Source organism: Alteraurantiacibacter aquimixticola, assembly GCF_004965515.1.
Taxonomy (GTDB): domain Bacteria; phylum Pseudomonadota; class Alphaproteobacteria; order Sphingomonadales; family Sphingomonadaceae; genus Alteraurantiacibacter; species Alteraurantiacibacter aquimixticola.
The window spans coordinates 418,317-443,004 of sequence record NZ_SSHH01000002.1; the positions used below are offsets into that span (position 1 = coordinate 418,317).

Consider the following 24,688-nt stretch of genomic DNA (forward strand, 5'->3'; position numbering starts at 1 on the left):
ATTCTCTCCTTGCTCATTGGGGGGAAACGGCCTTCTCGCGGGCCTCGGCGACCATCAGGCCGCGGTCGATCATCCAGTCCTCGATCGTCCCCGGCCAGTTCTGCAATGAGACGAGGTCGGTCGCCTCACCCATATTGTAGGCGTGGCCGCCCTCCTGGTAAACATGAAGCTCCGCCGGCGCGCCGCCCGCGCGCAGGGCCACGAAGATGTCGATCGTGGGCTGCGCGCAGCATTCGTCATCGGCGGCGGTGGAGAGCAGGATCGGCACCGTATCCGGGCCGATTTCCTCCACCTCGCCCGCCCATGGGCCGGGGAAGACGAGGATGCCGAAATCGGGCTGGGGATCGCCTGACGCGTCGAGCGCATCGCCCTCGCCTTCGGGTGGATCTGGCGGGCTGAGCAGCGTCATGCGGGCCAGCTCGCCACCGGCGGAGAAACCCATCACGCCCACTGCTTCGGGATCGACGCCGAATTCGCCCGCATCGCGGCGGATCAGGCGCATGGCGCGCTCTGCATCTTGCCGCGCATCCTCGATGGTCCAGGGCGCGCCTTCCTCACGGGCGAGGCGGTAATAGAGCACGAAGGCGGCAACGCCGCGGGCGGCGAACCATTGCGCTACGTCGCGCCCCTCGGTGGTGGTCACCAGCTCCTCGTGCCCGCCGCCCGGCATGATGAGGACGGCGCTGCCATTGGCGTGCTCGGGATCGGCGGCATAGAAGTGGACCGAGGGATCGTTGATCTGCTTGGTCCACCAGTCCTGGCTGACTTCGGGAATATCGCGGCGATCCTCGAAACCGGGGACGCCCGCTTCCCAGAGCGCAATGCGCACGCCTTCCTGTGCCTCACCGGCGTCGGCCGCAATCTCAGCCTGCTCCGGCGCCTCGGCACACGCCGTTATGGTAGCGCTACCAATACTAAGGGCAACAATACCCCGCAAACAATCCCTCACCCGACCTCTCCTCTTGGAAAGGCCGGAGATTGCGGCGATGCGGGGGTGTAGTCAAGCGCCCGCCATCGGGCAGGCACCGGACTCAGATGTCGGCGATGACCTTGTCGGCCAGCGCTGAATCGGCGGCGGCGTCATGCCGGTCGGCGATCAGCGCTGCTGCGGCGGCGGTCGAAGCCTCGGCAGCCTTGGCGCGCAGCGAATCCACCGCGGCACGTTCGGCCGCGGCGATCTTTTCGGCAGCCATCTTCTCGCGGCGGGCGACGGCGGCGGTGGTATCCTTCTTCGCCTTGGCGATGATGCCATCGGCCTCGGCCTTGGCATTTTCCAGCATCGCTTCCGCGTCCTTCTCGGCACCGGCGATCTTGGCCGCATATTCCTCGCGCAGCGCGTCTGCTTCGGCGCGCAGCTGCTTCGCCTCGTCGAGGTTGCTGCGGATTTCGGCGATCTTCTTGTCGAGGCCGCCAGCGATGATCTTGTGCACGCCCTTCCAGATGAGGATCACCAGGAAGACGAACATCGCCAGCCCGACCCAACCACCGGGGCCGAAGATGAATTCCGGACCGGCATGGGCCGCATCGCCATGTTCGACGACAGCATGCGATTCTTCCATCGCGGTCGCCATTTCGGGATCCTCGGTCGTGAAGACCTGCGGGAGATCGGTCTGGTTAGCCATTGGCCATCGCCTTCTTCACTGCGACCGAGGCCGCGGCCTTGTCCACCTCGATGCCGGCGAGGCGCGAGACGATATCCTGCGCTGCCTCTGCGGCGACCGACTGGATCTCGCCTTCTGCCTTGGTACGGGCGGAATTGATGCGCGCCTCGGCCTCGGCAGCCTGCGTGTCGATCGCGGCCTGCACCTTGGCGAGCTTCTTCTCGCTGGAGGCGGCGGCCTTGGCCTTCGCCTCGCTCACCAGCGCATGCGCGGCGGCACGGTTCTCGTTCTCCCGCTTGCGCCAGGCTTCCTCCTGCTCGTCGGCGGCGTCGCGTGCAGCCTGGGCTGCGGCAAGGTCGTCGGCGATCTGCTTGTCGCGCAGGCCCACCGTGTCCATCACCTTGGGGACCATGCCCCGGCCGATGACGAAGAACACGAAGCCAAAGATAACCAGCAACCAGAAGATCTGGCTGGAATAGGTTTCGGCCAATTGGGCTATCTGGGGCATGGACGGATTCCGGCTGTCGTCAGGAAAACAATATCAGTTTCCGGCCGGACACGCATGGCCCGGCCGGGAAACAGAGGGTTCGTCAGGCGACGAAGATCAGGATCATCGCCACGACGAAGGCCAGCAGGCCGAGAAGCTCGGCTGCGGCGAAGCCGATGAACAGGCGGCCCTGCTGGCCGTCTGCGGCGCCGGGATTGCGCAGCGCGCTCTCGAGGAACGAGCCGAACACGTTACCCACACCGATGGCGGCCATGCCGGCACCGATCGCGGCGAGACCTGCACCAACGAGCTTTGCAGCTTCTGCGTCCATTGTAATTTCCTTTCGTTGAACTTGTTCGAAATTGAAGATGGGTCGAATTTGAAAAGGCTTAGTGCAGGTTCTCGGCGTCGTTGATGTAGAGCGACGCGAGAAGCGCGAAAACATAGGCCTGGATGCCTGCCACCAGGATCTCCAGCGCACAGATGGCCAGCATCAGGATGAAGCTCGGCCCACCGATCGCGAGGCCCCAGCCGATCCCGGCATTGGCGGAATCGATCACGAAGCTCGCCAGCACTTCCAGCAGGACGTGGCCCGCCATCATCGCCACGAACAGTCGCAGGCCGAGGCTGAAGGGGCGGAACAGGAAGGAGATCAGCTCGATCACGAAGATGATCGGGATCATCGGCACCGGCGTGCCATGCGGCACGAACAGGCTGAAGAAGTGGAAGCCGTGCTTCCAGAAACCGACGATCAGCACGATCGCGAAGGTCATGATCGCCAACACGCCGGTGATCGTGAAATGGCTGGTGAAGGTGAAGGCATGCAGGCCCACCATCGCCAGAGGCAGCGGGACCAGGCCCAGCAGGTTGGCGAAGAGGATGAACATGAACAGGCTGAAGATGTAGGGCACGTACTTCTTGCCCGCCTTGCCGATATTCGCCTCGAGCAGGTCGTCGATGAAGCCGGTGAAGGTTTCCACCATCATCTGCCAGCGGCCGGGCACCAGTTCGCGCTTCATGCCGCCAAGCATGAAGGCCCATAGCGCCACCGCGGCGATGAGCATCCACATCGCGGAATTGGTGAAGGCTATGTTGAAGCCCGCCAGCTCCCACCCCTCCGAGCCGAACATCGGCTCGATGGTGAACTGGTGCATCGGATCGACCTTGGCCGTTTCGCCTGCCACTGTGTCTCTGCTTCCCTAAACCTGCGCGCCGACGCCCGTCATTCCGGGGGCCGGCTGGAAATCCGGATGATATTCCTGAAGCCGACGACTATTCCGAGGAACAGCATCACCAACAGACCCCAGGGCGACGTACCGAAGAACTGGTCTATGACCCATCCCACGACCGCACCTCCGAGAATCCCGCCGAGGAGATAGCTGAGCACGCGGTTGCCGAGCTTTTCGCTCTCGGTGGCACCTTGCACACTTGGCCGGTTGCGCTCCTCCTCGCGGCTCCGGGCGGCTTTGAGCCGCGCCTCGAGCGCGTCGATTCGCGCATCCTCCTCGATTGGTTCCCGTGCGGGTTTCTCGTCGCTCATGCCTGCTCCTATCTTCAAGGATTTGGCACGGGCAGCCAAGGTGCCCGCCAAGGGCGCCGACCCCTTAGGCGGGGGTCATATATGAGTCAACCGGTGGGGGTGGATTGGGTTGGGTATTTTTCGCGATTGCGAAGGGGTTGGGGGGTTGAACAACCGACATCCGAGGATTGTTTGTTCCATGCACCGGCATCCGATTTGTTTGTTTGGCCTCAAGCGCCGGCGTTCGCATCCGCTCAGTTGTCCCGGCTTCGCTTCGGCTGTCCTCGCCTGACTCCCTTCGCTACGCTGCGGGCGCGCGTTCGCGCTTGCGGGCCTGCGGCCCGTTTCCAGCGCTCTCCTTACAGATCGTCATTGCGAGCGAAGCGAAGCAATCCAGGGCAGCATAGTGCCGCCCTGGATTGCCGCGTCGCTTCGCTCCTCGCAATGACGGAAATTTGAAGTCACGGCAGTCACAGGCCGAACGGCCGCCCGCAGGTGCCCCGTAGCGTAGCGAAGGGACTAGCACCGAGGACGAAGGCGCGGATGCGCCTTCGCAAATCAAACTAGGGACAACGCGAGTGCCGCAGCGGCGGGGCGCTCGTGCGGGTCTGCCAGCTGCCGTCGGGAGCCTGGTACTTCTCGCCCACTTCGGTGCGGGCGATGGCGAGGCAGCCGGCGGTCAGCGCATATTCCTCCAGCGTGGCGCCTTCGGCCTGCGCGCGTTCGGCATAGACAGCGCGGCGGCGGATATTTATGTCATCCACCATCGCCTGCAGCGCGGGCGTGGCAGCGCCGACAATGCCGAGATAGCCGTCCATCTTCTCGCCCACCTTGCCCTCTGCACGGGCGGCGGCATAGGCGGGATCGCGTTGCGCCTGCGCGGGCGCGGCAAGGCCGCCCAGCGTCATCGCGGCCAGCGCTGCACCCAGTGCCATGCGGCGGATCGTCTTGGTCATCATCATTCGCTCCATCGCAACGCCGCCATCAGAAGATGTCGGCATTTTCCTCAATCGTGTTCCCGGCATCTTCGGCCAGGCGGTAAATCACTTCCTGGGTGATGTTGATATTGAGTTCGATCACGATCGGTTCTGCCGGTGCATTCACCGTTATGCAGCCACCAAGCGCAAGCGTTCCCGCAAGCAGCATCACTCCAGCGCCAGATTTGCCCATTTCCCGTGCCATAAAGCCCCTTACCGGGCCCTTATGCGCGCGGCGGGCGCAACTGGTCAATTTCGCAACAATCATGGGGTGGCCTCGCTTTCGGGGGGCTGAATATCGGGTTCATCTGGATTGACAGGATCGGGCAGCCCGGCGGGCACGAAGCGCGTGCCGTCATCCACGAGCAGGCCCAGTCCGCGCGGATCGCGCACGGCGGAAGGGTCGTAGAGCGAGCGCAGATTGGTGACCATCGTGTAGAAGGGCGCGCGGACATTGACGATGAAGCGGAACGGCAGGCGGGCAATGCGCCGCGTGACGATATTGCGCGATGCACCCTCGCCTTGCCGCACGCCGTCGAACTGCACCGATGTGACCAGTTCGCCCGTCAGCGAGCCGTCCATCCCGATGCGCATCTGGTCATATTCGAGCGCGCGCAGGGCATCGAAGGCGAAATTGGCGATGGGCGAGAGGTCTTCATAGGTCAGCTCGCCAATATAGGAGACGCTGCCGCCCGGCGGGCGCGAGAGCAGCACCCCACCCTGGAGCGAGCCATTGCCCATCGCATCGAAGACCACGGGAATCGTGCCGTCAAACGTGCCGGTGGCGCCAAGGTTGTTGAGCTCCATATGCTCGATGAAACGCTGGGCGTTGAGCCCCTCGATCTCCAGCACGTAGCGCCGCACTTCCTCTACGCCGATCGCCAGCGTGACCGGGCGCATGGTCAGCGTGCCGCCGAGGAAGGGCCAGCGCGCCTCGTCCAGCGTAAGGCGCGAGCCATCGACCAGCGAAATGGCGACGACGCCGTCATAGACCTCGATGCCGGGATTGATCGCTTCGACATAGATGCGCTGGGCGGGCGCGGTGGTGAGGCCGAGGAGGTCGGTGAAGACCACCGTGCCGCGCGCCCCCTTCACCGGGCCGAAGGGGGCGGCAAGGTCGAGCGATTCGCTGGTGAAGCGGCCCGTGCTGGTGACGGCCTCCTCATCCCAGTCGATCCGCCCGCGCCCGAACACGGTGCCATCGACCAGGCTGACCGTGCCGTAGAGCGACTGGGTGAGATCGGTGGGCTGGAAGCCACGGCGGAAGGTCAGCGCATCGACCATCAAATCCGCGTGGCCGGCAGCGGTGTTGAGATCATGCACAAGGTCGACCCGCGCGACGGAAGCGCCACTGGCCGGGTGTTCGAGCGCGAAATTGCTGGTCACCACATTGTCCGCCAGCACCAGCCGCGCCCCGCGCGAGAGCAACGGCTTGAAGCGCTGGGTCTGAACGTTCTTGTCGCGATCCTCCAGCACGAAGCGCGCGCCGTCGAGCGTCAGCACGCCATCGGCGAAGATCCAGTTGCCGCTCGCCTGCATGATATCGAGCGGGAGCGCATCGAGCCGGACGTCGGTGCCGGAGAATGTGCCGGAGATGTTGTCGCCCAGCTGCGCGGCAAGGTCGGTGAGTGCGAAACGCGCGGCGCTGTCCTGCGGGCCGAGCACCACGTCGATATCGCGCGCGGAGAGCGACCCCGGCCAGGCGAGGCCCACCGCGCCCGTCTGCAACTGCAGCGGCGTTTCGCCCAGCGTGCCTGCAAGGTCGAGCGAAGGCGCGCCCGCCGCCAGCGCCAGGCCGTTCGCATCGTAGCGCAGGATCGGCTGGCCGCGCGGCGGGCACAGGGTCAGCGACTGGCGCTGCAGCGCAAGATTGGAGACCTGCAGCGAATCGAAACGGACATCGGTGCAGCTGCTCCACATGGCGATCGCGCCTGCGGGAGAGATGGTGCCTGCCACCGGCACCTGCAGGTTCCGCGCGAATCCGCCCGGCAAGGGTCCGCTCGCCAGTACGCGGCCATCGAGAGACAGCGCGCCATTGCGGGACTGCCTGACCGTCAGCTGCGGCAGGGCCAGCCTGGCATCGCCGGCGGCATATTCGCGCATCTGCAGGCGCAGTTCGAGCGCGCCACCCGTACCCTGCTCCATCCGGCCGGTGATCTGCGGCAATCCAGGGCCTCCGGTCGCAATATTGCCCGAGAACAACGGCATCCCGCTGTCCGACAGGCCGACCTGCCCGCGCGACAGGGCGACAAGGCTCGCCCCGCTGCGCCCGCGCAGGCGCGCTTCGGGGATGACCACGGACAATTGCTCACCCTCACCCCGCGCGGTGATATTGGCGGCCAGAGTACTACCCGAAAGCTCCGCCCGCAGCTGTTGCCTCAGGCGTGTCAGGAGCGGCGCCGCGAGCGTTCCCTCACTCGCCCGCGCCATGTCGGCAAGGCTGGCATCGAGCGAGGCACCGGGCAGCAGGTTGCGTCCGGCAAGCTCGGTTTCCAGTTCCATCCGTGCAAAGTCCTCGCGCGCCCGGAAGGACCCGTCGGCCTCCAGCACGGCCAGTCGCGCCTGGTCGGTGACGATGTCGCGTGCTTCGATGTCGTATTCGCTGGTGAGGTCGCCGCCGCGCCAGGTGAAGCGCCCTTCCCCTGAGAGCGCACCGATCTGGGCAGCGGCGAAACTTGTCCGGCCCGCGCGCAGGCCCGCATTGCCTTCGAAATCGGCGAGGTTGCGGTCCGCCCTGACATCGAGCGACAGCGCGCCCTGGGCCACGCTCAAGCCCGTATCGGCGCATTCCAGCGCATCGAAGCGCAAGGGGCCGGCAAATTCCGGCCGCTCGGCATCGATGCCCACTTCGCCAAACAATGTAGCGTTGCTCGCATGGCACCCCGCCAGGGTCAGTTCCGGCGCGACTGCGGCCAACTCGCCCGCAAAACCGCCACGCAGGTGCCCTGCCCCACCCAGCCTGAGGGCAAGCGGGCCATAGTCGCCCTCGATCAGGGCGCGCCCGTCGCGGACGGTCAGCTGCAGGTCGGGAAATTCGAAAGGCTCATCGCTATCCTCGGCAAAGATCAGCGGATCGAGCGCCCCAAAGCTCAGCTCGCCATCGACAATCGTGCCCCACAGGCGCGGCTCTTCCAGGATCAGCGTGTTGACCGCAGGCAGGCCGAGGCGCGGCGTGATGTGCACTTCCACGCGTTCGACAGTGAGGTCGGGTGCGTCCGGATCGCCGATCACGAGATTGGTCAGCACCTGCGATCCGGGCGCGATGCTCTCGATCTCGTATGTCGCCTCTATCCCATAGCCGCCCAGCGTGTCGCTGATCAGGTCGCGAGCGATATCCTTGCGCTGCAACCAGGCGGCGACGAGCACCACCACCAGCACCAGAAGCGAGATCTGGAAGAAGCGGCGCACGGGGCGGCGCTTGCGACGCACAGGTGCGGCCTCGCCATCGTCGGGGATGCTGTCTTGCGCCATCGGCGGCAACACTTGCGCGAGGCGCGCGGCAAAGGCAATGCTCGTGATGACGAGTTGAAGGGCAAGGCGTTGGCGGCAGAAGACGATATGTTCGGTAAAGGCGATGCGCCGCCGCCCGCCCATGGCGGAAAGGGCCATCGCGCCCGCCTTCGCGACCGGTTGCTGACCGGCGGACCGGAAGCGCTGGCCGATTACGAAGTGCTCGAATACCTCCTGTTCGGCGCCAATGCGCGCGGCGATACCAAGCCGATGGCGAAGGAATTGCTGGCGCGCTTCGGAACGCTGTCAGGCGTGCTCAATGCCGAGCCCGAGGCGCTGAAACAGGTGAAGGGCCTTTCCGATGTCGGCGTCGGCGCGCTCAAGATCGCCGCGCTCGCCGCCCGCCGCATGGCAAGGAGCGCGGTGCAGGAAAAGCCGGTGCTGGGCAGCTGGCAGGCGCTGCTCGATTATCTCGCCATCGATATGGCGCACCTGCACCACGAACGCGTGCGCGTGCTCTATCTGAATGCGCGCAATCGCCTGCTGCTCGACCATTTGGTGCATGACGGAACGATCGACGAGGCAACGATCCATCCGCGCGAAGTCATCAAGCGCGGGCTCGATATCGGGGCGAGCGCGCTGATCCTCGTCCACAACCATCCCAGCGGCAATCCGGAGCCGAGCCGCGCGGATATCCAGGTCACCCGCCGCATTGCCGAGGCTGGGCGGCTCTTGGGGATAGTCGTCCACGACCATGTGATCGTAGGCAAGGAAGGCCAAGTCTCGCTCAAGGCGAAGGGGATGGTCTAGCCCCTCCCCTTGTTCAGCGCGGCGGGACGATGCCGTGGCGGGCGTAGAATTCCTCCAGCTGCGGCGAAATGCGCAGGGCGGTTGTGATGTCGTCCTCTCCGGCCTTGTCGCCCGCGGTCAGGCGGATCACCCCGCGCAGATACATGGACGGCGCCAGATGCGGCGCTAGTTCCAGCGCGGCGTCGAGATCGGCCAGCGCCTCGTCGATCATGCCGAGACGGAAGCGCACAAGCGCGCGGCTGTCGAGTGGCGCGGCAACGAAGCTCGCGCGCTCCACGGCGCGGGTGCACAGGTCCATCGCATCGTCGAGCGCGACGTTGAACAGGCCGCGATACCAGCAATCGGCATTGAGCACGTCGGCATTGGTCGGCTTGTCGAACACCTGTTCGGCCAGCATCTCCTGCCCGGCCGTGGCATCGCCCTGCAGCCCGGTGACCGTCGCCAGCAGGTCGGTCAGCGTCCACGTCTCGTCATCGCTGACGGGCAGGAATTCGAGCAGTTCCTGCGCCTCCGCCGTCTTGCCGCGATAGGCCATCAGCCGCGCCAGCGCGAAGGCGGTGTAGTTCTGCGGATCGAGGTCATAGGCGGCCTCGAGATCGGCAATCGCCTCCTCGTGCCGGCCCAAAGCCTCCAGCACCGCGCTGCGGCGGTGGAATGCCCATGAGGACGGCGTGCGCTCGACCAGTTCATTGTAATCCTCGAGCGCGTCCTCATAAGCATAGATGGTTTCGAGGAACATGGCCCGCGATTGCAGGGCGCCCATATCGTCCTTGTCCGACAGTTCGATCGCCTTGCTATAGGCGTCGATGAAGCGTTGCGCCCGCTCCTGCCGCTCATCCTCGTCCAGCTGCCAGCGCCAGGTCACCTCCGCAGGCGTGTGGAGTTCGACATTGGTCGCCTCCAGCCGGCGGGCATCGCGCTTGGCCTGGCTCAGCTCATCGGGTGCGATTTCGCCCATCGTCAGGAAGGTCTCGCCGCGCACATACATCGCGCCGTCGGCAATCCAGGCGGACCGGTCGATGCGCACATTGCCGTAGCCGCCATCAAGGTCCGTATCGCCGGAGAGCGAATAGCCCTCCCCGCCATCGGGCAGGAGCAAGCGGCTGCGATAGAGCTGGCGGCCGGGCCCGGCGGTCATCACCGGGATCTCGCGCCATGCGGGACGCGCGCGATTTGGGTTGAAACCTTCCGGCTCCTCACCCTGTTCGACCTCGATCTCCATCCGCCCGTCGGTCCATTGGAACATCGAATTCGCAACGCCCGAAAGGCGGACGGAGGCGATGGCCTCCTCCTCGTCATAGGCAATCTCGATGTCGGCGATCCGCGCATCGTCCATGTCGGCGCTGCCGGTGAAGCTGCGCGCCATCTGCCGCAGCACTTCGGGATTGTCGGCATCGACCAGCGCGCGCAGCGGCGCACCATAGGGGCCGGAGACGTCGATCTCGATATCGAACAGTACGGGCCAGTCGGTACCCGCCGAATGGTCGAGTTCCACCTTCATCGCCATGCGCGGCATTTCCAGGTCGCGCTGCTCCATCGCCATCAGCCCGGTGCCGCCCTCACGCAGCGGCAGCGCGTAATGGAAGGGCGGGACATCGGCGATGTTGTGCAACCGCGCGGCGGCGCTGGTACCGTCGAGCCAGTAGTCGGTGCCGTCGATCACGGCATGGACGATCATGTGATCGAAGGTCGCGGGAAGCGGCAGCAATTCGGGCACGGCATCGCCGCCCTGCGTGGTCACCAGCACCACTTCGCTTTCAATGTCCATTTCGCGCAGCAGCGAGAGCAGCAGGACCGACTTCGCCTTGCAGTCGCCAAAGCGGTTTTTCCATGTCTCGGCAGAGGTCTGCGGCAGGTAGTTCCCGCCATCGAGGCCGTTGAGAAGGTAGCTCACCTCGTCCTGCACGAGCCTGGTGGCGAGCGCCATCCGCTCCTTCGCATCACCGGTGCGGGCCATGATCGCGGCGGCCTGTTCGGCCACCTCCGATCCCGGCTCCACCACGGCCGCCGCTTCGAAATGCGGCGTCATGACGGCGGACAATTCGTCCCAGCTGGCGAAACTGCCCACGCGAAGCACGCTGGGCCGGCGATAGCGCGTCGGCGCATCGTTCGGCACCGGCGCGGGTTCCGCCAACGGCAGCGCGAGTTCGAGGTATTTGTACCCGTCGCGCAGCTGCGGTTCGGGAAGATCGACCAGCTCCTCTGCGGACCAATACATTTCCTCGCCCTCGGGCCAGCTCATGATGACGCGGGAAAAGCCGACCTGCCACGGATCGGCGGGCAGGAATTGCAGCGCCTGCACATGCTCGCCCAGCGCCTGGTCATCGACGCTGATCGAATGCGCCACGCGCAGCACATCGCCTTCGCGCAGGCCCGGCACGGCCAGCGTCGCGGTCAGCTGTCCGTCGAGCAGGCGCTGTTCCAGCCCCTGCTCGCGCCGCAGCACATCGAAAGTAACGCCTTGCGCCAGCAGGTCGATCACCTGATCGCCGCGCAGGATTTCCAGGCGGTGGACGGTCAGATCGCCCTTGTCGGGAAGCCAGCCGAGGCTGAGCGTCCCAGCCTGCATCAGCGCCTGCGGGTTGTCGAGCCGGATGGCCGCGTCGGTATAGGCATGTTCCACCCCGCCCTCGAGCCGGTACTGCCAGTCATGCAGCATGGCGGCCGGGCCCTCGGCATCGAGCGACTCGTCCGTAACCTCCTCAACCCAATCGGGCGCGGCGGCATAGAGCACCTCCTCCCCCGCATGGACGGGAAGGGCATAAAGGGCAGCCGTCGAAAACAGGGCGGCGCGCAGGTATCGCATCGGGTAATCCTTGGTCTGGCGGCGCAATTGGCGCCATCGCGCAAGACTATAGGACCAAGGCGATTATGCAATTGCCGTGCTGGCAGTCGAAATCACCGCACAGCCCCTTGCCAAGCCCCGCTGCGCAGCCTAGCCGCGCCCCATTCCATAGATCAGCCGAAACAGAAGAGAGTATTCCATGGTCCCCCGCTATGCCCGCCCCGCCATGACCGCGATCTGGGAGCCGGAGGCGAAATACGAGATCTGGTTCCTGATCGAAGCGCATGCGACGCAGAAGCTGGCCGATCTGGGCGTGGTGCCCGAAAGCGGCGCCAAGGCGCTGTGGGACTGGTGGAAAACCAATCCGGGCATCGACGTTGCCGCGATCGACGCCAAGGAAGCGGTGCTGAAGCATGACGTGATCGCCTTCCTCGACTGGGTGGCCGAGCAGGTCGGTCCCGAAGCGCGCTTCATGCACCAGGGCATGACCAGCTCCGACGTGCTCGACACGACGCTCGCCGTCCAACTCACCCGCGCGACCGATATCCTGCTGGAGGACATGGACGCGCTGCTCGAGGCTATCGAGCGCCGGGCCAAGGAGCATAAATACACCGCTACCATCGGTCGCAGCCACGGCATCCATGCCGAGCCGACGACCTTCGGCCTCAAGCTGGCACAAGCCTATGCCGAATTCGACCGCTGCCGCGACCGGTTGCGCACCGCGCGCGCCGAAATCGCCACCTGCGCCATTTCGGGCGCAGTGGGCACTTTCGCGAATATCGATCCCTCGGTGGAGGAATATGTGGCGGAGCAGCTGGGCCTTGTCGCCGAGCCCGTCTCCACGCAGGTGATCCCGCGCGATCGCCACGCCGCCTATTTTGCCACGCTGGCGGTAATCGCTTCCTCGATGGAGCGGCTGGCGGTCGAAATCCGGCACTTGCAGCGCACCGAAGTTCTTGAAGCCGAGGAATATTTCTCCCCCGGCCAGAAGGGTTCGTCGGCCATGCCGCACAAGCGCAACCCGATCCTGACCGAGAACCTGACCGGGCAGGCGCGCATGATCCGCTCCTACGCCCTGCCCGCGATGGAAAACGTGGCGCTGTGGCATGAGCGGGATATCTCCCACTCCTCGGTCGAGCGTTTCATCGGTCCCGACGCAACGATCACGCTCGATTTCGCGCTCGCCCGCCTGACGGGCGTGGTCGACAAGCTCCTCGTCTATCCGGAGCGGATGCAGAAGAATCTCGACCGCATGGGCGGCCTCGTCCATTCGCAGCGCGTGCTGCTGGCGCTGACGCAGGCGGGCATCACCCGCGACAATGCGTATCGCCTCGTCCAGCGCAATGCGATGAAGGTGTGGGAGAGCGACGGCCAGCTTTCGCTGCTCGACCTGCTCAAGGCAGACGAGGAAGTGGCCGCGGCGATGAGTGCAGAGGAGCTCGAGGAGAAATTCAACCTCGATTACCACTTCAAGCATGTCGACACGATTTTCGACCGCGTTTTCAGCAAATAATCCGGCCTTCACAGGCGCATCAACTACGCCTAGCATCGCGGCAAGCTGGATAATTGAATAAGGGTAGAAGAGCCATGCAAGTCGTCCGCACAGTCATCTGGGTGCTGCTGCTGGTGGCGCTGGCCATCTTCTCCTACGCCAACTGGATCCCCGTCTCGGTGCGGATCTGGGACAACCTCCTGGTCGATACCATGCTGCCCGCGATCATCGTGGTCAGCTTCCTGATCGGCTTCATCCCGATGTGGCTCTATCACCGCGCATCGAAGTGGCAGTCCAACCGCCGCATCGTCGCGCTGGAAAGCGCCGCGCGCACCGCCGCGACCACGCCGGTGCAGAAGCCTGGCTCAGCTGACGTCGCCCATCCGGCGGAGCAGCCCGAGCCCGGTGCCTTCGCGCCCGAGCCCGAAGCGCCCGAAGACGACAAGGGAGCGCCGCTGCCGTGAGCAATCCGGTCTACCTTGCTCTGGACGTGCCGCAGCTCGATGCCGCGGTGGAGCTGGCGCAGAAGGTCAAGGGGCATGTCGGCGGGCTGAAGCTGGGGCTGGAATTCTTCTGCGCCCATGGCGCGCATGGCGTGCACGAAGTGGCCCATGCGGCGGGGCTGCCGATCTTCCTCGACCTGAAATTCCACGACATCCCCAATACGGTCGCCGGCGCGATGCAGGCGATCCACGTGCTCGAACCCGCCATCGTCACCATTCATGCCAGTGGCGGGCGCGCTATGATGGAGGATGCCAAGGCCGCCGCGGGCGAGAACTGCAAGGTCGTGGGCGTCACCATGCTCACCAGCATGGACCAGAACGACCTCGACAAGACCGGCGTTACCGGCACGCCGCACGATCAAGTGATGCGGCTGGCGGAACTCGCCGAAGCATCGGGCCTCGACGGCATCGTCTGTTCGGGACAGGAAGTGGGCGCGGTGCACAAGCAGTGGAAGAACGGTTTCTTCGTCGTCCCCGGCCTCAGGCCTGCAGGCTCTGCCGCAGGCGACCAGAAGCGCGTCGTCACCCCGCGCCAGGCCCGCGACGATGGCGCATCGGTACTTGTCGTCGGCCGTCCGATCAGCCGTGCGCCCGACCCCGCACAAGCGGCACGAGAGATCGAGGCGACGCTTTAGGGATGAGCAAGGCCTGCCCCTTCGTACCCTCGAAGGATATTACCACTTCCATCGCTTTCTACGAGGCCCTCGGGTTCGAGGTCACCTATCGTGACGAGAGCGTCGCGACGATGGACTATGAGGGCGCGACGATCGTGATCCAGCCCTATTTCAACGCGAATTGGGCGCGTAACTGGATGGCGCAGCTGCGGGTCGATGACCTCGACGAGTGGTGGAAGCGCACCGAAGGTTTGGCGGAGCGGTTCGAGATCGAGATTCTTAGTCCTCCGGCCATGCAGCCTTGGGGCAAGCGGACCGGCTTCCTGTCGGACCCCTCCGACGCCCTGTGGCACATCGTCGAAGAGTAGGGCTGTGCTTCGCGGCGCGAAGAGCTAGAACGCGAGCATGGCAGACAACGCAACCCCCAACCTGCCCTCGCGCGATTTCCTCAAGACGGAGCGCTTCTACAGCAAGCTCGGCTTTGCTGCCTCCTACCGCTCGGGCCACTGGCTGATCCTGCGGCGCGGAGAGGTGCAGCTCGAATTCTTTCCCTGGCCCGATCTCGATCCGGCGGAGAACAACCATTCCTGCTGTATCAGGCTCGACGATCTTCAGCCGATCGTCAGCCAATGCCGCGAGGCCGGTATTCCGGAAGCGCGCAGCGGCATCCCGCGCATCGTCCCACCCACGCGCGACATCAGCGGGCTGACCATCGCCTACCTGGTCGATCCCGACGGATCGCTGCTGCGGCTGGTGCAGAATCCGCCGGAGGGGTGACGCGGGCGCCGCAAGCGACTAGATCGCGCCCATGTCCGGCATTGCGATCAAGATCTGCGGGTTGAAGACGCCTGAGCAAGTGCGCGCCGCCGCCGATGCGGGGGCGAGCCATGTGGGGCTGGTGCATTTCGCGCGCAGCCCGCGCCACCTGTCGCTGGAGGACGCAGCGCGCCTGCGGCAGGCCGTGCCCGATGCCGTTAAGCCGGTGCTGCTGGTGGTGGACATGCCGCAGGACGAATTGCGCCGCGCCTGCGAGGCGGTGCGCCCCGATGTGGTCCAGCTACACGGCAAGGAAACGCCGGAGACCTGCGCCGCCTTGCGCGATGTCCTCGGATGCGAGGTGTGGAAGGCCTGCGGGGTGAAGGACCGCGCGATGCTCGACGATGCGCAGCGTTATGTCGGCGCGGTGGACATGCTGCTCTACGATGCGCCCGCGGGAAAGCTGCCCGGCGGCCAGGGGCTGGCGATCGACTGGTCGCTCTTCTCCGGCTTCAAGCACAAGGCGCCGTGGGGTCTTGCGGGCGGCCTCACCGCGCAAAATGTGGGCGAAGCGATCAGGCAGACAGGCGCACCTCTTGTCGATACATCCTCTGGTGTGGAAAGCGCGCCGGGCCTCAAGGATATCGAGAAAATTCGCGCCTTCTGCCGGGCGGCGCGCGACGCATAGGAAAAGGGCAGCCCGCATCCAGCGGACTGCCCCCATATCCGTGCGTCGGCACGGTCGCTTTCAAGGAAGTGCCTTAGAAGCGAGCGCCGACACCGGCGACCAGTGAGTCACCATCGGCGAAGTCGCTGAAGAAGTGGCGATATTCGGTCTTGAAATAGACCTTCGGGCCCAGCTGGTACTGGAAGCCGCCACCGACATGCGGCACGTCCTCACCCTCGCCAACGGTGTAGCCACCGGCGACGAAGATGCGGCCATTATCGCCGATCTTCGGGCCGGCGCGACCGGTCAGGCCGAAATAGACATCGTTATCTTCGGCCAGGACCTTGTCGGCAGAAACTTCGCCGCCGATGAAAGCTGAATTGCCAAGATCGAAGTCGTAACCGGCGGCCACGCCTGCCGTCGCTTCCTCGGCATCGCCGGCCCAGAAAATACCGCCCCGGGCTTCCACGCGCGCTTCATTGGCAGCGGCGGGAACGGCAAGGGCAGCGGTTGCGGCCGCCATTGCGGCCAGGGCAGATTTGTACTTGTGCATTTGAAAGTTCTCCGGGGATCGCACGGCCCCATGCCGGCGAACCCCGCTGCGGAAGTCGGCGGATTTTGCTGAACGCCAAATGGCCGCCTCGTTGTAAAACACGCACCTGCCGAAAAAATCCGACCAACGGCGTTAGCGTTCGACGAAGCGCTTCTGGACAAGGGCTGTGCGCTCTGCCAATCGCGGCTGGTCATGACCGAACAGAAGCCCAATTCCTTCCGCAACCAGCCCGACGAGCGTGGCCATTTCGGCCAGTTCGGCGGCCGCTATGTGGCCGAAACGCTGATGCCGCTGATCCTGGACCTGGAGCGGGAATACACCGCCGCCAAGGCCGATCCGGCGTTCAAGGCGCAGTTTGACGACCTGCTGGAACATTACGTTGGCCGCCCCAGCCCGCTCTATTATGCGGAGCGGTTTACCGATGCGCTGCGTGAGAACGCGCCTGAAGGCAAAGGGGCGCAGGTCTGGTTCAAGCGCGACGAGCTCAATCACACGGGCGCGCACAAGATCAACAATTGCATCGGGCAGATCCTGCTCGCTTTGCGCATGGGCAAGACGCGCATCATTGCGGAAACCGGCGCGGGCCAGCACGGCGTGGCCACTGCCACCGTCTGCGCGCGCTTCGGCCTTCCCTGCGTGGTCTATATGGGCAAGACCGATGTCGAGCGGCAGGCGCCCAACGTCTTCCGCATGAAGCTGCTCGGCGCCGAGGTGGTGCCCGTCACCAGCGGCGCGGCGACGCTGAAGGATGCGATGAACGAGGCGCTGCGCGACTGGGTCGCCAACGTCCATGACACGTTCTACATCATCGGCACCGCCGCCGGCCCGCATCCCTATCCGGAGCTGGTGCGCGATTTCCAGTCCGTGATCGGGATCGAAGCGCGCGAACAGATGATGAAGCGCACCGGCCGCCTGCCGGACCTGCTGGTGGCGGCAATCGGCGGCGGTTCCAACGCCATCGGCCTGTTCCACCCCTTCCTCGATGATCCGGACGTGAACATGCTCGGCGTCGAAGCGGCGGGCCACGGGCTCGACAAGCAGCACGCGGCCAGCCTTGCGGGCGGCTTCCCCGGCATCCTCCACGGCAACAAGACCTACCTGCTGCAGGACGAGGACGGCCAGATTGCCGAGGCGCATTCGATTTCCGCCGGTCTCGACTATCCCGGCATCGGCCCCGAACATGCGTGGCTGAAGGAAACCGGCCGCGTCGAATACACTTCGATCATGGATGGCGAGGCGCTGGACGCCTTCCAGTTCCTCTGCCGCACCGAGGGCATCATCCCCGCGCTCGAACCCAGCCACGCGCTGGCAGCGATCATGAAGCGCGCGCCGGAGATGGACCGTGACCAGGTGATCCTCGCCAATCTCTGCGGACGCGGGGACAAGGACATCTTCACCGTGGCCGAGGCGTTGGGAGTGGAGATGTGAAGCGAGACCGGCGACTTCTCTTCGCCATATTCGCCTTTGGAGCATCCTTTCTCGCCGTCTGCGTTCAGGCTTGGATTACCGCAAGTTACGTCTTCGCCGCCGTGATGGGGCAATGGGACCAGTTCTCAGAGCTTTTCGGCGTCGCATCACCGCCTGAGTTTTGTTTCGACTATTGCGCACCAAAGCTGCCAATCATGGCAGGGCTCGTGGCGCTTGCCTTGTTCTGGATTGGACTGACTTTGATCACGATTGCTTGGTGGAACCCCAAGAAATGACCCGCTTCTCCAACGCCTTTTCGCCCGACCGCGCGGCGCTCGTCTGCTTCATCACCGCAGGCGACGGCGATACCGCCGCCAATCTCGACGCGCTAGTCGAGGGCGGCGCCGATGTGATCGAGCTGGGCATGCCCTTCACCGATCCCATGGCCGATGGCCCCGCGATCCAGAAGGCGAATTTGCGCTCGCTGGGTGCGGGGACGAAGACCGCCGACGTGCTCGCCCATGCCAAGGCTTTCCGCGAGCGGCATCCGGACATTCCGCTGGTGCTCATGGGCTATGCCAATCCGATGGTCCGCCGCGGGCCGGAATGGTTTGCCGAGCATATCGCCGATGCGGGCGTCGATGGCGTGATCTGCGTCGACCTCGCGCCGGAGGAGGATCCCGATCTCGGCCCGGCCCTGCGCGCGAAGGGCATCAGCCCGATCCGCCTCGCCACGCCGACGACCGATGGTGAGCGCCTGCCGGCCGTCCTCGATGGCTCCTCGGGCTTTCTCTACTACGTCTCTGTCGCCGGGATCACCGGCAAGCAGCAGGCGGCCATCGATTCGATCGAGGACAATGTGGCACGCATCAAGCGGCATACCGACCTGCCCGTCGCGGTCGGCTTCGGCGTGCGCACCGCCGCACAGGCAGAGGCGATCGCGAAGGTGGCGGACGGCGTCGTCGTCGGCTCCGCCCTTGTCGAACTGGTCGGCGAATATGGCGCGGAGGCCCCGGCACAGCTGCGCGATCTCACCGCAAGCCTTGCCGAGGCAGTTCACAACGCAAGGAAATAACCACTCCCGTCATTGCGAGGAGCGAAGCGACGCGGCAATCCAGAGCGGATACGCGCCACACCCTGGATTGCCATGGGGCCTATCGCCCCCTCGCAATGACGAATAAAACGAGCTAGGGGCCCATTCATGAGTTGGCTATCCCGTGTCCGCAATGCGCTTCCCTGGGGGGACAAGCGCGAAACTCCCGACAACCTCTGGGTCAAGTGCCCGCGTTGTCAGGAGATGCTCTTCACCCGCGAATACGAGGCGAACCTGTCGGTCTGCCCGCGCTGCGACCATCATGGCCGCATCGGCGCGGATACGCGGCTGGAGCAGCTGATGGACCCGGGGTACATCCTGCTGCCCGATCCCGTCGTGGCCGAGGACCCGCTGAAATTCCGCGATTCCAAGCGCTATACCGACCGGCTGAAGGCCGCCCGCGCCAGCAACCCGCATCGCGATGCCTTCACCGCCGCTTTCGGCGAGATCGAAGGCGAGAAGGCTGTTGTCGGCGTGCAGGACTTCACCTTCATGGGCGGCAGCATGGGCATGGCGGTGGGCAATGCCTTCGTCGCCGCCGCGCAAAAGGCTCTGGATGAGCGCTGCGCCTATATCGCCGTGACCGCAGCAGGCGGTGCGCGCATGCAGGAGGGTATCCTCTCGCTGATGCAGATGCCGCGCGCCACGGTGATGACGCGGCGCCTGAAGGAAGCAGGCCTGCCCTATATCGTCGTTCTGGCGGACCCGACCACGGGCGGCGTCACCGCATCCTATGCCATGCTGGGCGATGTCCATATTGCCGAGCCGGGCGCCCTGATCGGCTTTGCCGGCCAGCGCGTGATCCAGGAAACGATCCGCGAGCAGTTGCCCGAAGGCTTCCAGCGCGCCGAATACCTGCACAAGCACGGCATGGTGGACATGGTCGTGCCGCGCAAGGAGCTGCGCGAGACGCTCGCGAAGCTGCTCGATTACCTGTCGCCCGCACAGGCGGCCTAAGCGAGAAATTCGTCATTCCCGCGAAGGCGGGAATCCAGTAGCGCGCCAACGAAACTTCAATGCGGGGGCCTTTCTGGATCCCCGCCTTCGCGGGGATGACTGATTGTGAAAGACTTCGCCTCTTCCGGTGATCCCGAGGTGCAGGCGCAGCTCGATCGCCTGTCCGCCCTCTCGCTGCCGCAGGGGCGCATTGGGCTGGAAGTAATTCACGAAATCCTCGACCGGCTGGGCAATCCGGAGCGCGACCTGCCGCCGGTGTTCCATGTCGCCGGGACGAACGGCAAGGGCTCCACCTGCGCCTATTTGCGCGCCATGCTGGAGGCGGAGGGGCTGACCGTCCATGTCGCCACCAAGCCGCATCTCGTCCGCTATAACGAGCGCATCCGCGTGGCGGGCAAGCTGATTTCCGACAACATGCTGGCGGCGCTTCTCAAGGAAGTTCTCGATATTTCCGAGGACCTTGGCCCCAGTTTCTTCGAAGTCACCACAGCCGCAACGCTGCTCGCCTTCAGCCGCGTCCCTGCCGATGCCTGCGTGATCGAGGTCGGGCTTGGCGGGCGTTTCGATGCGACGAATGTGATGGTGCAGCCCGCTGCCTGCGGGATCAGCTCGCTGGGCGTCGATCACCACCAGTTCCTGCTGAACGAGGACCCGACGGCCCCCTCCCCCGACAATCCCGAAGTGCGTATCGCCTTCGAGAAGGTCGGCATCGTGCGCGCCGGATCGCCGATGGTGACGCAGAATTATCGCGAGGACATGGAGGCGATGATCGCCCAGCGCTGCGCCGATGAGGGCGCGCCGCTATTCATGCGCGGCAAGGCGTGGGACGCGGAGGTGAGCGACGATGGCATCGCCTATCGCGACGAGCACGGCACGCTCTCCCTGCCGCTGCCGCAAATGCCCGGCAGCCACCAGGGTGACAATGCCGCCCTCGCCGTCGCCATGCTGCGGCATCAGGACGTCGTCAGCGTCTCACCCGAAGCGATGGCCGAAGGCATAAGCAGCGCCATCTGGCCCGCGCGCCTTCAGGTTCTGGCCGACGGCCCGCTTACCCGCCTGCTGCCAGAGGCGATGGTGCTGCTCGACGGCGGGCACAATCCCGATGCGGCGCTGGCGATGGCGAAGTTCCTCGACAGCAAGGCGGACAAGCCGGTCGACGCGATCATGGGCATGCTCAGCGCCAAGGATGCGCGCACGACGCTGGAAATCATCGCGCCGCACCTCTCCTCCTTCACTGCGATCCCGATCGAGGGGAGCGAGTACCACCCGCTGGAAGACCTCGCCGCCATGGCGCGCAATGCGGGCGTGGGCGAGGTGCATATGGCCGATAGCCTCGAAGAAGCGCTGCAAGGCCTCGCCAGCCGCCACAAGAAGGGCGGCACGGTGCTGATCGCGGGGTCGCTCTACCTTGCCGGGAATGTGCTTAAGGCGAACGGGGAAGTTCCGGACTAAGGTCTATTCCGCCGGCTGAGCTGACGCGTCATGCACATCGGGCGCCACCACGCCGCTTCTCTTCCCCGCCCGCGATTCACGGATCCACTCGAGAACACAGAGCACCACCGCCACCGCGCCGATCAGCGTGGTGAAGATGAAGACGGTGTAATAGCCCTGTTCCTCGATCATCTCGCCCAGCGCGCCGCGCCCCAGCGTACCCACCAGCAGGGTTAGCGAGGAAAGCAGCGCATATTGCACGGCGGAATATTTCTTGGAGACGATCGAGCTGAGCCACGCGACATAGGCCGCCCCGGCGATGCCGATGGCAAGGTTCTCCCACATGATGGTGAAGGTCAGCCGCGGCAGCGCATCGGAACCGAAGGGTGCGATGGTGCTGATGAACCAGGAGAAACCGGTGGCATCGCTGGCGGCCTGCATGGTCGCGCCACCAATGGCCATGTCAGCGTAAAGCAGGTTGGTCAGCGCGGCGAGTAGCGCCCCGATGGTCAGCGTCGCCATGCGTCCGATGACGGTGAGCATATATCCGCCCAGCGCAAGCCCGGCGATGATCGCGCCGACGCCAAAGAACTTGGAGGCGAAGGCCACCTCGTCATTCGTGTACTCCAGCTCGCCCAGGTAGAACGGATAGGCAAACGTCCCCCAGATCGCATCGCAGATACGGTAGGTAAGCACGAGCGAGAGGATCAGCACCAGCGACCAGCCCATGCGGCCGACGAACTCCACCAGCGGCATCACCAGCGCGCGGTAGAGATGATCCAACGCGTAGGAACCGCCCGCCCGTTCGGGCAGGTCCTCGGTCATCACATTCTCGCCCTTCTCCTTCTGAGAGGCGAGCCAGCCTGCGATAAAGGCAGGGATCACCACCGTCGCAACGATGATCCAGGGCCCGTAGCTAAGCGTAAATTCGGTCGGGTTCGGGCGCTGGTCAGGTGGATAGGCCAGCGACATGTACATGAAGGTGAGCACCACGCCGATGGCGACGGCCCACAGCAGGCCGACGGCTGCCAACGCCTTGGCGCGCACCGAGGGGTGCAGCTCACCCTTCTTGCGCAGGCTGAGCAGCAGCTCGTCACCCACCGTGCCGTCGACATTCTCGCCAGCCTTGCTGTCCGGCGCGAAAAGGCCCGCAATGCCGATCGCCAGCAGGATCGCGCCCATCATCAGGTAGGTCTGCGGCCAGCCGATCCGCGCGGCGATGATTAGCCCCAGCGCGCCACCCACCAGTGCGGCCAGCCGGTAACCCATCTGGTAGATGGTGGAGAGGATATCGAGCGAAGCCTCTTCATCCGCCACGTCGATGCGCCAGGCGTTGATGGCAATATCCTGCGTCGCACTCGCCAGCGCGCCGATGCCCGCCAGCAGGCTGAACCAGCCGATCGCCTCGTTGGTGGGGTTGGAAAGGCTCAGCGCGATCAGGATCACGCCCAGCAGTATCTGCGCGGGAACGATCCACTGCTTGCGCCGTCCCAACTTGCTGAAGCCGGGGATCGACACCTTGTCGATCAGCGGCGACCAGAGGAACTGGAAGGCATAGGCAAGGCCGATCAGCGAGAAGACGCCCATCGTCTCCAGCTCGACCTCAGCCTCGCTCAGCCAGGCGTAGAGCGTACCCAGGAACAGCGCGAAAGGCAGGCCGCTGGCAAATCCGAACAGCGCCATATAGCCGCTCTTCGGATTTCGCAGCGAGCGGAACAGCGTGCCCCAGCCCGGCTTCTTCTTAGCTGCTTCTGCCATTCCTCGACCTTCCTCGCCTGTTCGTGAACCCGCGCTGACCGCTGCTCACGCGACTATGGCGGAACCTCCGCCAGTGACCATGCCGCAGTGTTAGAGGATCGCGCGGGTCCCGCCAACGCAGGGACGCTGCAACCCTGTGCATTTGTTAACGTGCTTAACCGGGCACCTTTCTCGCCCCTCGCCTTCATGATATTTTTGGAATGGGAGGTGATGACTGAAAGCAGACGGACTGGGGGGTACGACATGCTTCAGTATCTGTTCTGCACGTTCGGCAAGCATGCGATTGCTCGCGATCGCGTCTGGTTCGATGGTGTTGATTACAGGACGAAATGCCGTTGCTGCGCGCGCGCCCTGCATCGCGGGGACAAGGGCTGGACAAAGGCCAGGCCGGAAGTGCTGGGCGATTCGCACCGCCTGCCGCATCCGCGAGAGCGCTAAGCCTTTCCCGCCCGCGCGAAGGCGGCTAAGGCGCGGGCCATGTCACACGAAGACGACCGCAAAGGCGCTAGAACCGGCGATCGCATCGCCAAACTCCTCGCACGCGCAGGCGTCGCCAGCCGCCGCGAGGTGGAGCGGATGATCGAGGCAGGGCGGATCAAGCTCAACGGTGAACTCATCACCACGCCCGCCACACTTCTGGAATCGCTGAAAGGCGTGACGGTGGATGACAAGCCCGTCGGCAAGGCCGATCGCACGCGCCTGTTCGCCTTCCACAAGCCCGCCGGCTTGCTGACGGCGGAGCGCGATTTCTCCGGTCGCCCGACGATCTACACCGCCCTGCGCAATGCCCTGCCCAAGGACACGCCGCGGCTGATGCCGGTCGGGCGGCTCGACATGAATACCGAAGGGCTGCTGCTGCTCACCAATGACGGCGCTTTAAAGCGGGCGATGGAGCTGCCTTCCAGCAAGATCGAGCGCACTTATCGCGCGCGCACCTTCGGCGATGTGACGCAGGAACAGCTGGAGGAGCTCATCCATGGCGTGACCGTCGATGGCGTTCGCTACGGCAAGATCGACGCCAACATGGAGCGCAAGACCGGCGCCAACCAGTGGATCGAGCTGACGCTGACCGAAGGCAAGAACCGCGAAGTGCGCCGTGTGCTCGAACATCTCGGCCTCAAGGTGAACCGCCTGATCCGCACCGCCTATGGTCCCTTCCATATCGGCGATTTGCCGCGCGGACAGGCTATCGAATTCAAGAAGCACGAGCTTCAGCCCTTCGAAACGCAGCTGAAGCGGGCGGGCGCGCTGTGAGGATCATTGCCGGCGAATGGAAGCGCCGCCAGCTGCGCGCGCCCGAAGGCGATGCCACACGGCCCACGGCGGACCGCACGCGCGAGACCTTGTTCTCCATGCTGGTGAGCCGCCTTGGCGACTTCGAGGGGCTGAAAGTGGCGGACCTGTTCGCAGGTTCCGGCGCGCTGGGGCTGGAGGCGCTGTCGCGCGGGGCAGCGCATTGCCTGTTTGCCGAACAGGACCCGGCCGCGATCCGCGCCCTGCGCGCCAATATCGCCGCTTTGCGCGCGCAGCCGCGCTGCGATGTGCGCGCATCCTCGGTCATGGCGCTGGGCCCGGCGAAGGAGCCGCTCGACCTGCTGATGCTCGATCCGCCCTATGGCACAGGTGCGGGTCAGGTGGCGCTCGACAAGCTCCGCCGCCTCGGCTGGATCGGCCCGGCAAGCTGGGTGACGCTGGAGACCGCGCGTGACGAGGCGTTCAGCCTCAAGGGCTTCATCGTGGATGCCGAGCGCAATGTCGGCAAGGCCAAGCTCACCATCCTGCGCATCGAGGAAGAATGACCCTGCGCCCTTGCACGGCGCGCGCGTGT

Annotated in this window: 27 protein-coding genes; 15 read left to right on the top strand and 12 right to left on the bottom strand. The window is 65.0% G+C overall.

What is annotated here, in order from left to right; translation table 11 throughout:
* Window positions 1-13 precede the first annotated feature (13 nt).
* The 9 genes from E5222_RS08490 to E5222_RS08530 form a co-directional block, all read right to left on the bottom strand.
* Window positions 14-829, bottom strand: a complete 816-nt coding sequence (locus tag E5222_RS08490; RefSeq protein ID WP_211196122.1) for an alpha/beta hydrolase — start codon at window positions 827-829, stop codon at window positions 14-16.
* A 202-nt stretch (window positions 830-1,031) separates the two neighbouring features.
* Window positions 1,032-1,622, bottom strand: coding sequence for a F0F1 ATP synthase subunit B family protein (locus E5222_RS08495; protein WP_169053527.1), 591 nt, complete (start codon window positions 1,620-1,622; stop codon window positions 1,032-1,034).
* Window positions 1,615-2,109 (bottom strand): F0F1 ATP synthase subunit B family protein, encoded by a 495-nt coding sequence (locus E5222_RS08500; protein ID WP_136693333.1) that lies wholly within the window; start codon window positions 2,107-2,109, stop codon window positions 1,615-1,617. The genes E5222_RS08495 and E5222_RS08500 overlap by 8 nt, the downstream gene beginning before the upstream one ends.
* An 82-nt stretch (window positions 2,110-2,191) precedes the next feature.
* A complete protein-coding gene (locus E5222_RS08505; protein ID WP_011414432.1) occupies window positions 2,192-2,419 on the bottom strand; it encodes a F0F1 ATP synthase subunit C in 228 nt (75 codons plus the stop codon).
* 58 nt (window positions 2,420-2,477) lie between these two features.
* On the bottom strand, window positions 2,478-3,272 hold the full coding sequence (locus tag E5222_RS08510; RefSeq protein WP_281276756.1) for a F0F1 ATP synthase subunit A: 795 nt from the start codon (window positions 3,270-3,272) through the stop codon (window positions 2,478-2,480).
* Window positions 3,273-3,310: 38 nt separating this feature from the next.
* Window positions 3,311-3,628 carry an AtpZ/AtpI family protein gene (locus tag E5222_RS08515; protein WP_136693334.1) on the bottom strand — a complete coding sequence of 106 codons (318 nt, stop codon included), beginning with the start codon at window positions 3,626-3,628 and terminating at the stop codon, window positions 3,311-3,313.
* A 542-nt stretch (window positions 3,629-4,170) separates the two neighbouring features.
* Window positions 4,171-4,563, bottom strand: a complete 393-nt coding sequence (locus tag E5222_RS08520; RefSeq protein ID WP_136693795.1) for a YdbL family probable chaperone protein — start codon at window positions 4,561-4,563, stop codon at window positions 4,171-4,173.
* A 28-nt stretch (window positions 4,564-4,591) separates the two neighbouring features.
* Complete coding sequence (locus E5222_RS08525) at window positions 4,592-4,852, bottom strand: YnbE family lipoprotein (RefSeq protein WP_342773174.1); 261 nt, start codon at window positions 4,850-4,852, stop codon at window positions 4,592-4,594.
* Complete coding sequence (locus E5222_RS08530) at window positions 4,849-8,193, bottom strand: intermembrane phospholipid transport protein YdbH family protein (RefSeq protein WP_136693335.1); 3,345 nt, start codon at window positions 8,191-8,193, stop codon at window positions 4,849-4,851. Before E5222_RS08530 ends, E5222_RS08525 begins: the two co-directional genes overlap by 4 nt.
* Here E5222_RS08530 and radC point away from each other — a divergent pair.
* Window positions 8,143-8,844: a RadC family protein gene (gene radC, locus E5222_RS08535; RefSeq protein WP_136693336.1), complete on the top strand. Its 702-nt coding sequence runs from the start codon at window positions 8,143-8,145 to the stop codon at window positions 8,842-8,844. The two genes, E5222_RS08530 and radC, sit on opposite strands and share 51 nt — an antisense overlap.
* Window positions 8,845-8,857: 13 nt before the next feature.
* Here radC and E5222_RS08540 read toward each other — a convergent pair whose 3' ends face one another.
* A complete protein-coding gene (locus E5222_RS08540) occupies window positions 8,858-11,650 on the bottom strand; it encodes a DUF3857 domain-containing protein (RefSeq protein ID WP_136693337.1) in 2,793 nt (930 codons plus the stop codon).
* Window positions 11,651-11,828: 178 nt separating this feature from the next.
* Between E5222_RS08540 and purB the strand changes: the two genes are divergently transcribed.
* The 6 genes from purB (at window position 11,829) to E5222_RS08570 (ending at window position 15,682) form a co-directional block, all read left to right on the top strand.
* Window positions 11,829-13,142, top strand: a complete 1,314-nt coding sequence (gene purB / locus E5222_RS08545; protein WP_136693338.1) for an adenylosuccinate lyase — start codon at window positions 11,829-11,831, stop codon at window positions 13,140-13,142.
* 74 nt (window positions 13,143-13,216) lie between these two features.
* The gene (locus E5222_RS08550) at window positions 13,217-13,585 is read left to right on the top strand and encodes a hypothetical protein (RefSeq protein WP_136693339.1); all 369 of its coding nucleotides are present in this window, start codon (window positions 13,217-13,219) and stop codon (window positions 13,583-13,585) included.
* Window positions 13,582-14,259 carry an orotidine-5'-phosphate decarboxylase gene (gene pyrF, locus E5222_RS08555; RefSeq protein WP_136693340.1) on the top strand — a complete coding sequence of 226 codons (678 nt, stop codon included), beginning with the start codon at window positions 13,582-13,584 and terminating at the stop codon, window positions 14,257-14,259. The genes E5222_RS08550 and pyrF overlap by 4 nt, the downstream gene beginning before the upstream one ends.
* 2 nt (window positions 14,260-14,261) lie before the next feature.
* Window positions 14,262-14,606: a VOC family protein gene (locus E5222_RS08560; RefSeq protein WP_136693341.1), complete on the top strand. Its 345-nt coding sequence runs from the start codon at window positions 14,262-14,264 to the stop codon at window positions 14,604-14,606.
* A 37-nt stretch (window positions 14,607-14,643) separates the two neighbouring features.
* Window positions 14,644-15,015: a bleomycin resistance protein gene (locus E5222_RS08565; protein WP_136693342.1), complete on the top strand. Its 372-nt coding sequence runs from the start codon at window positions 14,644-14,646 to the stop codon at window positions 15,013-15,015.
* A 31-nt stretch (window positions 15,016-15,046) separates the two neighbouring features.
* Window positions 15,047-15,682, top strand: coding sequence for a phosphoribosylanthranilate isomerase (locus E5222_RS08570; RefSeq protein WP_136693343.1), 636 nt, complete (start codon window positions 15,047-15,049; stop codon window positions 15,680-15,682).
* A 73-nt stretch (window positions 15,683-15,755) separates the two neighbouring features.
* On the opposite strand, the gene E5222_RS08575 is transcribed toward E5222_RS08570, so the two are convergent.
* Entirely contained in the window at window positions 15,756-16,184 is a 429-nt protein-coding gene (locus E5222_RS08575) for a porin family protein (protein ID WP_246021624.1), read from the bottom strand.
* A 222-nt stretch (window positions 16,185-16,406) separates the two neighbouring features.
* On the opposite strand from E5222_RS08575, the gene trpB reads away from it, so the two are divergent.
* The 5 genes from trpB (at window position 16,407) to E5222_RS08600 (ending at window position 21,123) form a co-directional block, all read left to right on the top strand.
* Window positions 16,407-17,642, top strand: a complete 1,236-nt coding sequence (gene trpB, locus E5222_RS08580) for a tryptophan synthase subunit beta (RefSeq protein ID WP_136693345.1) — start codon at window positions 16,407-16,409, stop codon at window positions 17,640-17,642.
* Window positions 17,639-17,917, top strand: coding sequence for a hypothetical protein (locus tag E5222_RS08585; protein WP_136693346.1), 279 nt, complete (start codon window positions 17,639-17,641; stop codon window positions 17,915-17,917). The genes trpB and E5222_RS08585 overlap by 4 nt, the downstream gene beginning before the upstream one ends.
* A complete protein-coding gene (gene trpA, locus E5222_RS08590) occupies window positions 17,914-18,696 on the top strand; it encodes a tryptophan synthase subunit alpha (RefSeq protein WP_136693347.1) in 783 nt (260 codons plus the stop codon). The genes E5222_RS08585 and trpA overlap by 4 nt, the downstream gene beginning before the upstream one ends.
* Window positions 18,697-18,822: 126 nt before the next feature.
* Window positions 18,823-19,671, top strand: a complete 849-nt coding sequence (gene accD / locus E5222_RS08595) for an acetyl-CoA carboxylase, carboxyltransferase subunit beta (protein WP_136693348.1) — start codon at window positions 18,823-18,825, stop codon at window positions 19,669-19,671.
* A gap of 105 nt (window positions 19,672-19,776) precedes the next feature.
* Complete coding sequence (locus tag E5222_RS08600) at window positions 19,777-21,123, top strand: bifunctional folylpolyglutamate synthase/dihydrofolate synthase (protein ID WP_136693349.1); 1,347 nt, start codon at window positions 19,777-19,779, stop codon at window positions 21,121-21,123.
* A gap of 3 nt (window positions 21,124-21,126) precedes the next feature.
* Here the strand turns inward: E5222_RS08600 and E5222_RS08605 are convergent, their stop codons facing one another.
* Window positions 21,127-22,860, bottom strand: a complete 1,734-nt coding sequence (locus E5222_RS08605; RefSeq protein WP_136693350.1) for an AmpG family muropeptide MFS transporter — start codon at window positions 22,858-22,860, stop codon at window positions 21,127-21,129.
* 243 nt (window positions 22,861-23,103) lie between these two features.
* Between E5222_RS08605 and E5222_RS08610 the strand changes: the two genes are divergently transcribed.
* The 3 genes from E5222_RS08610 to rsmD are packed head-to-tail and all read left to right on the top strand — an operon-like array spanning window position 23,104 to window position 24,659.
* Window positions 23,104-23,298: a hypothetical protein gene (locus E5222_RS08610; RefSeq protein ID WP_136693351.1), complete on the top strand. Its 195-nt coding sequence runs from the start codon at window positions 23,104-23,106 to the stop codon at window positions 23,296-23,298.
* Between the two features lie 39 nt (window positions 23,299-23,337).
* Window positions 23,338-24,114 carry a pseudouridine synthase gene (locus tag E5222_RS08615; protein WP_136693352.1) on the top strand — a complete coding sequence of 259 codons (777 nt, stop codon included), beginning with the start codon at window positions 23,338-23,340 and terminating at the stop codon, window positions 24,112-24,114.
* Window positions 24,111-24,659 carry a 16S rRNA (guanine(966)-N(2))-methyltransferase RsmD gene (rsmD, locus tag E5222_RS08620; RefSeq protein WP_136693353.1) on the top strand — a complete coding sequence of 183 codons (549 nt, stop codon included), beginning with the start codon at window positions 24,111-24,113 and terminating at the stop codon, window positions 24,657-24,659. The genes E5222_RS08615 and rsmD overlap by 4 nt, the downstream gene beginning before the upstream one ends.
* Window positions 24,660-24,688 lie beyond the last annotated feature (29 nt).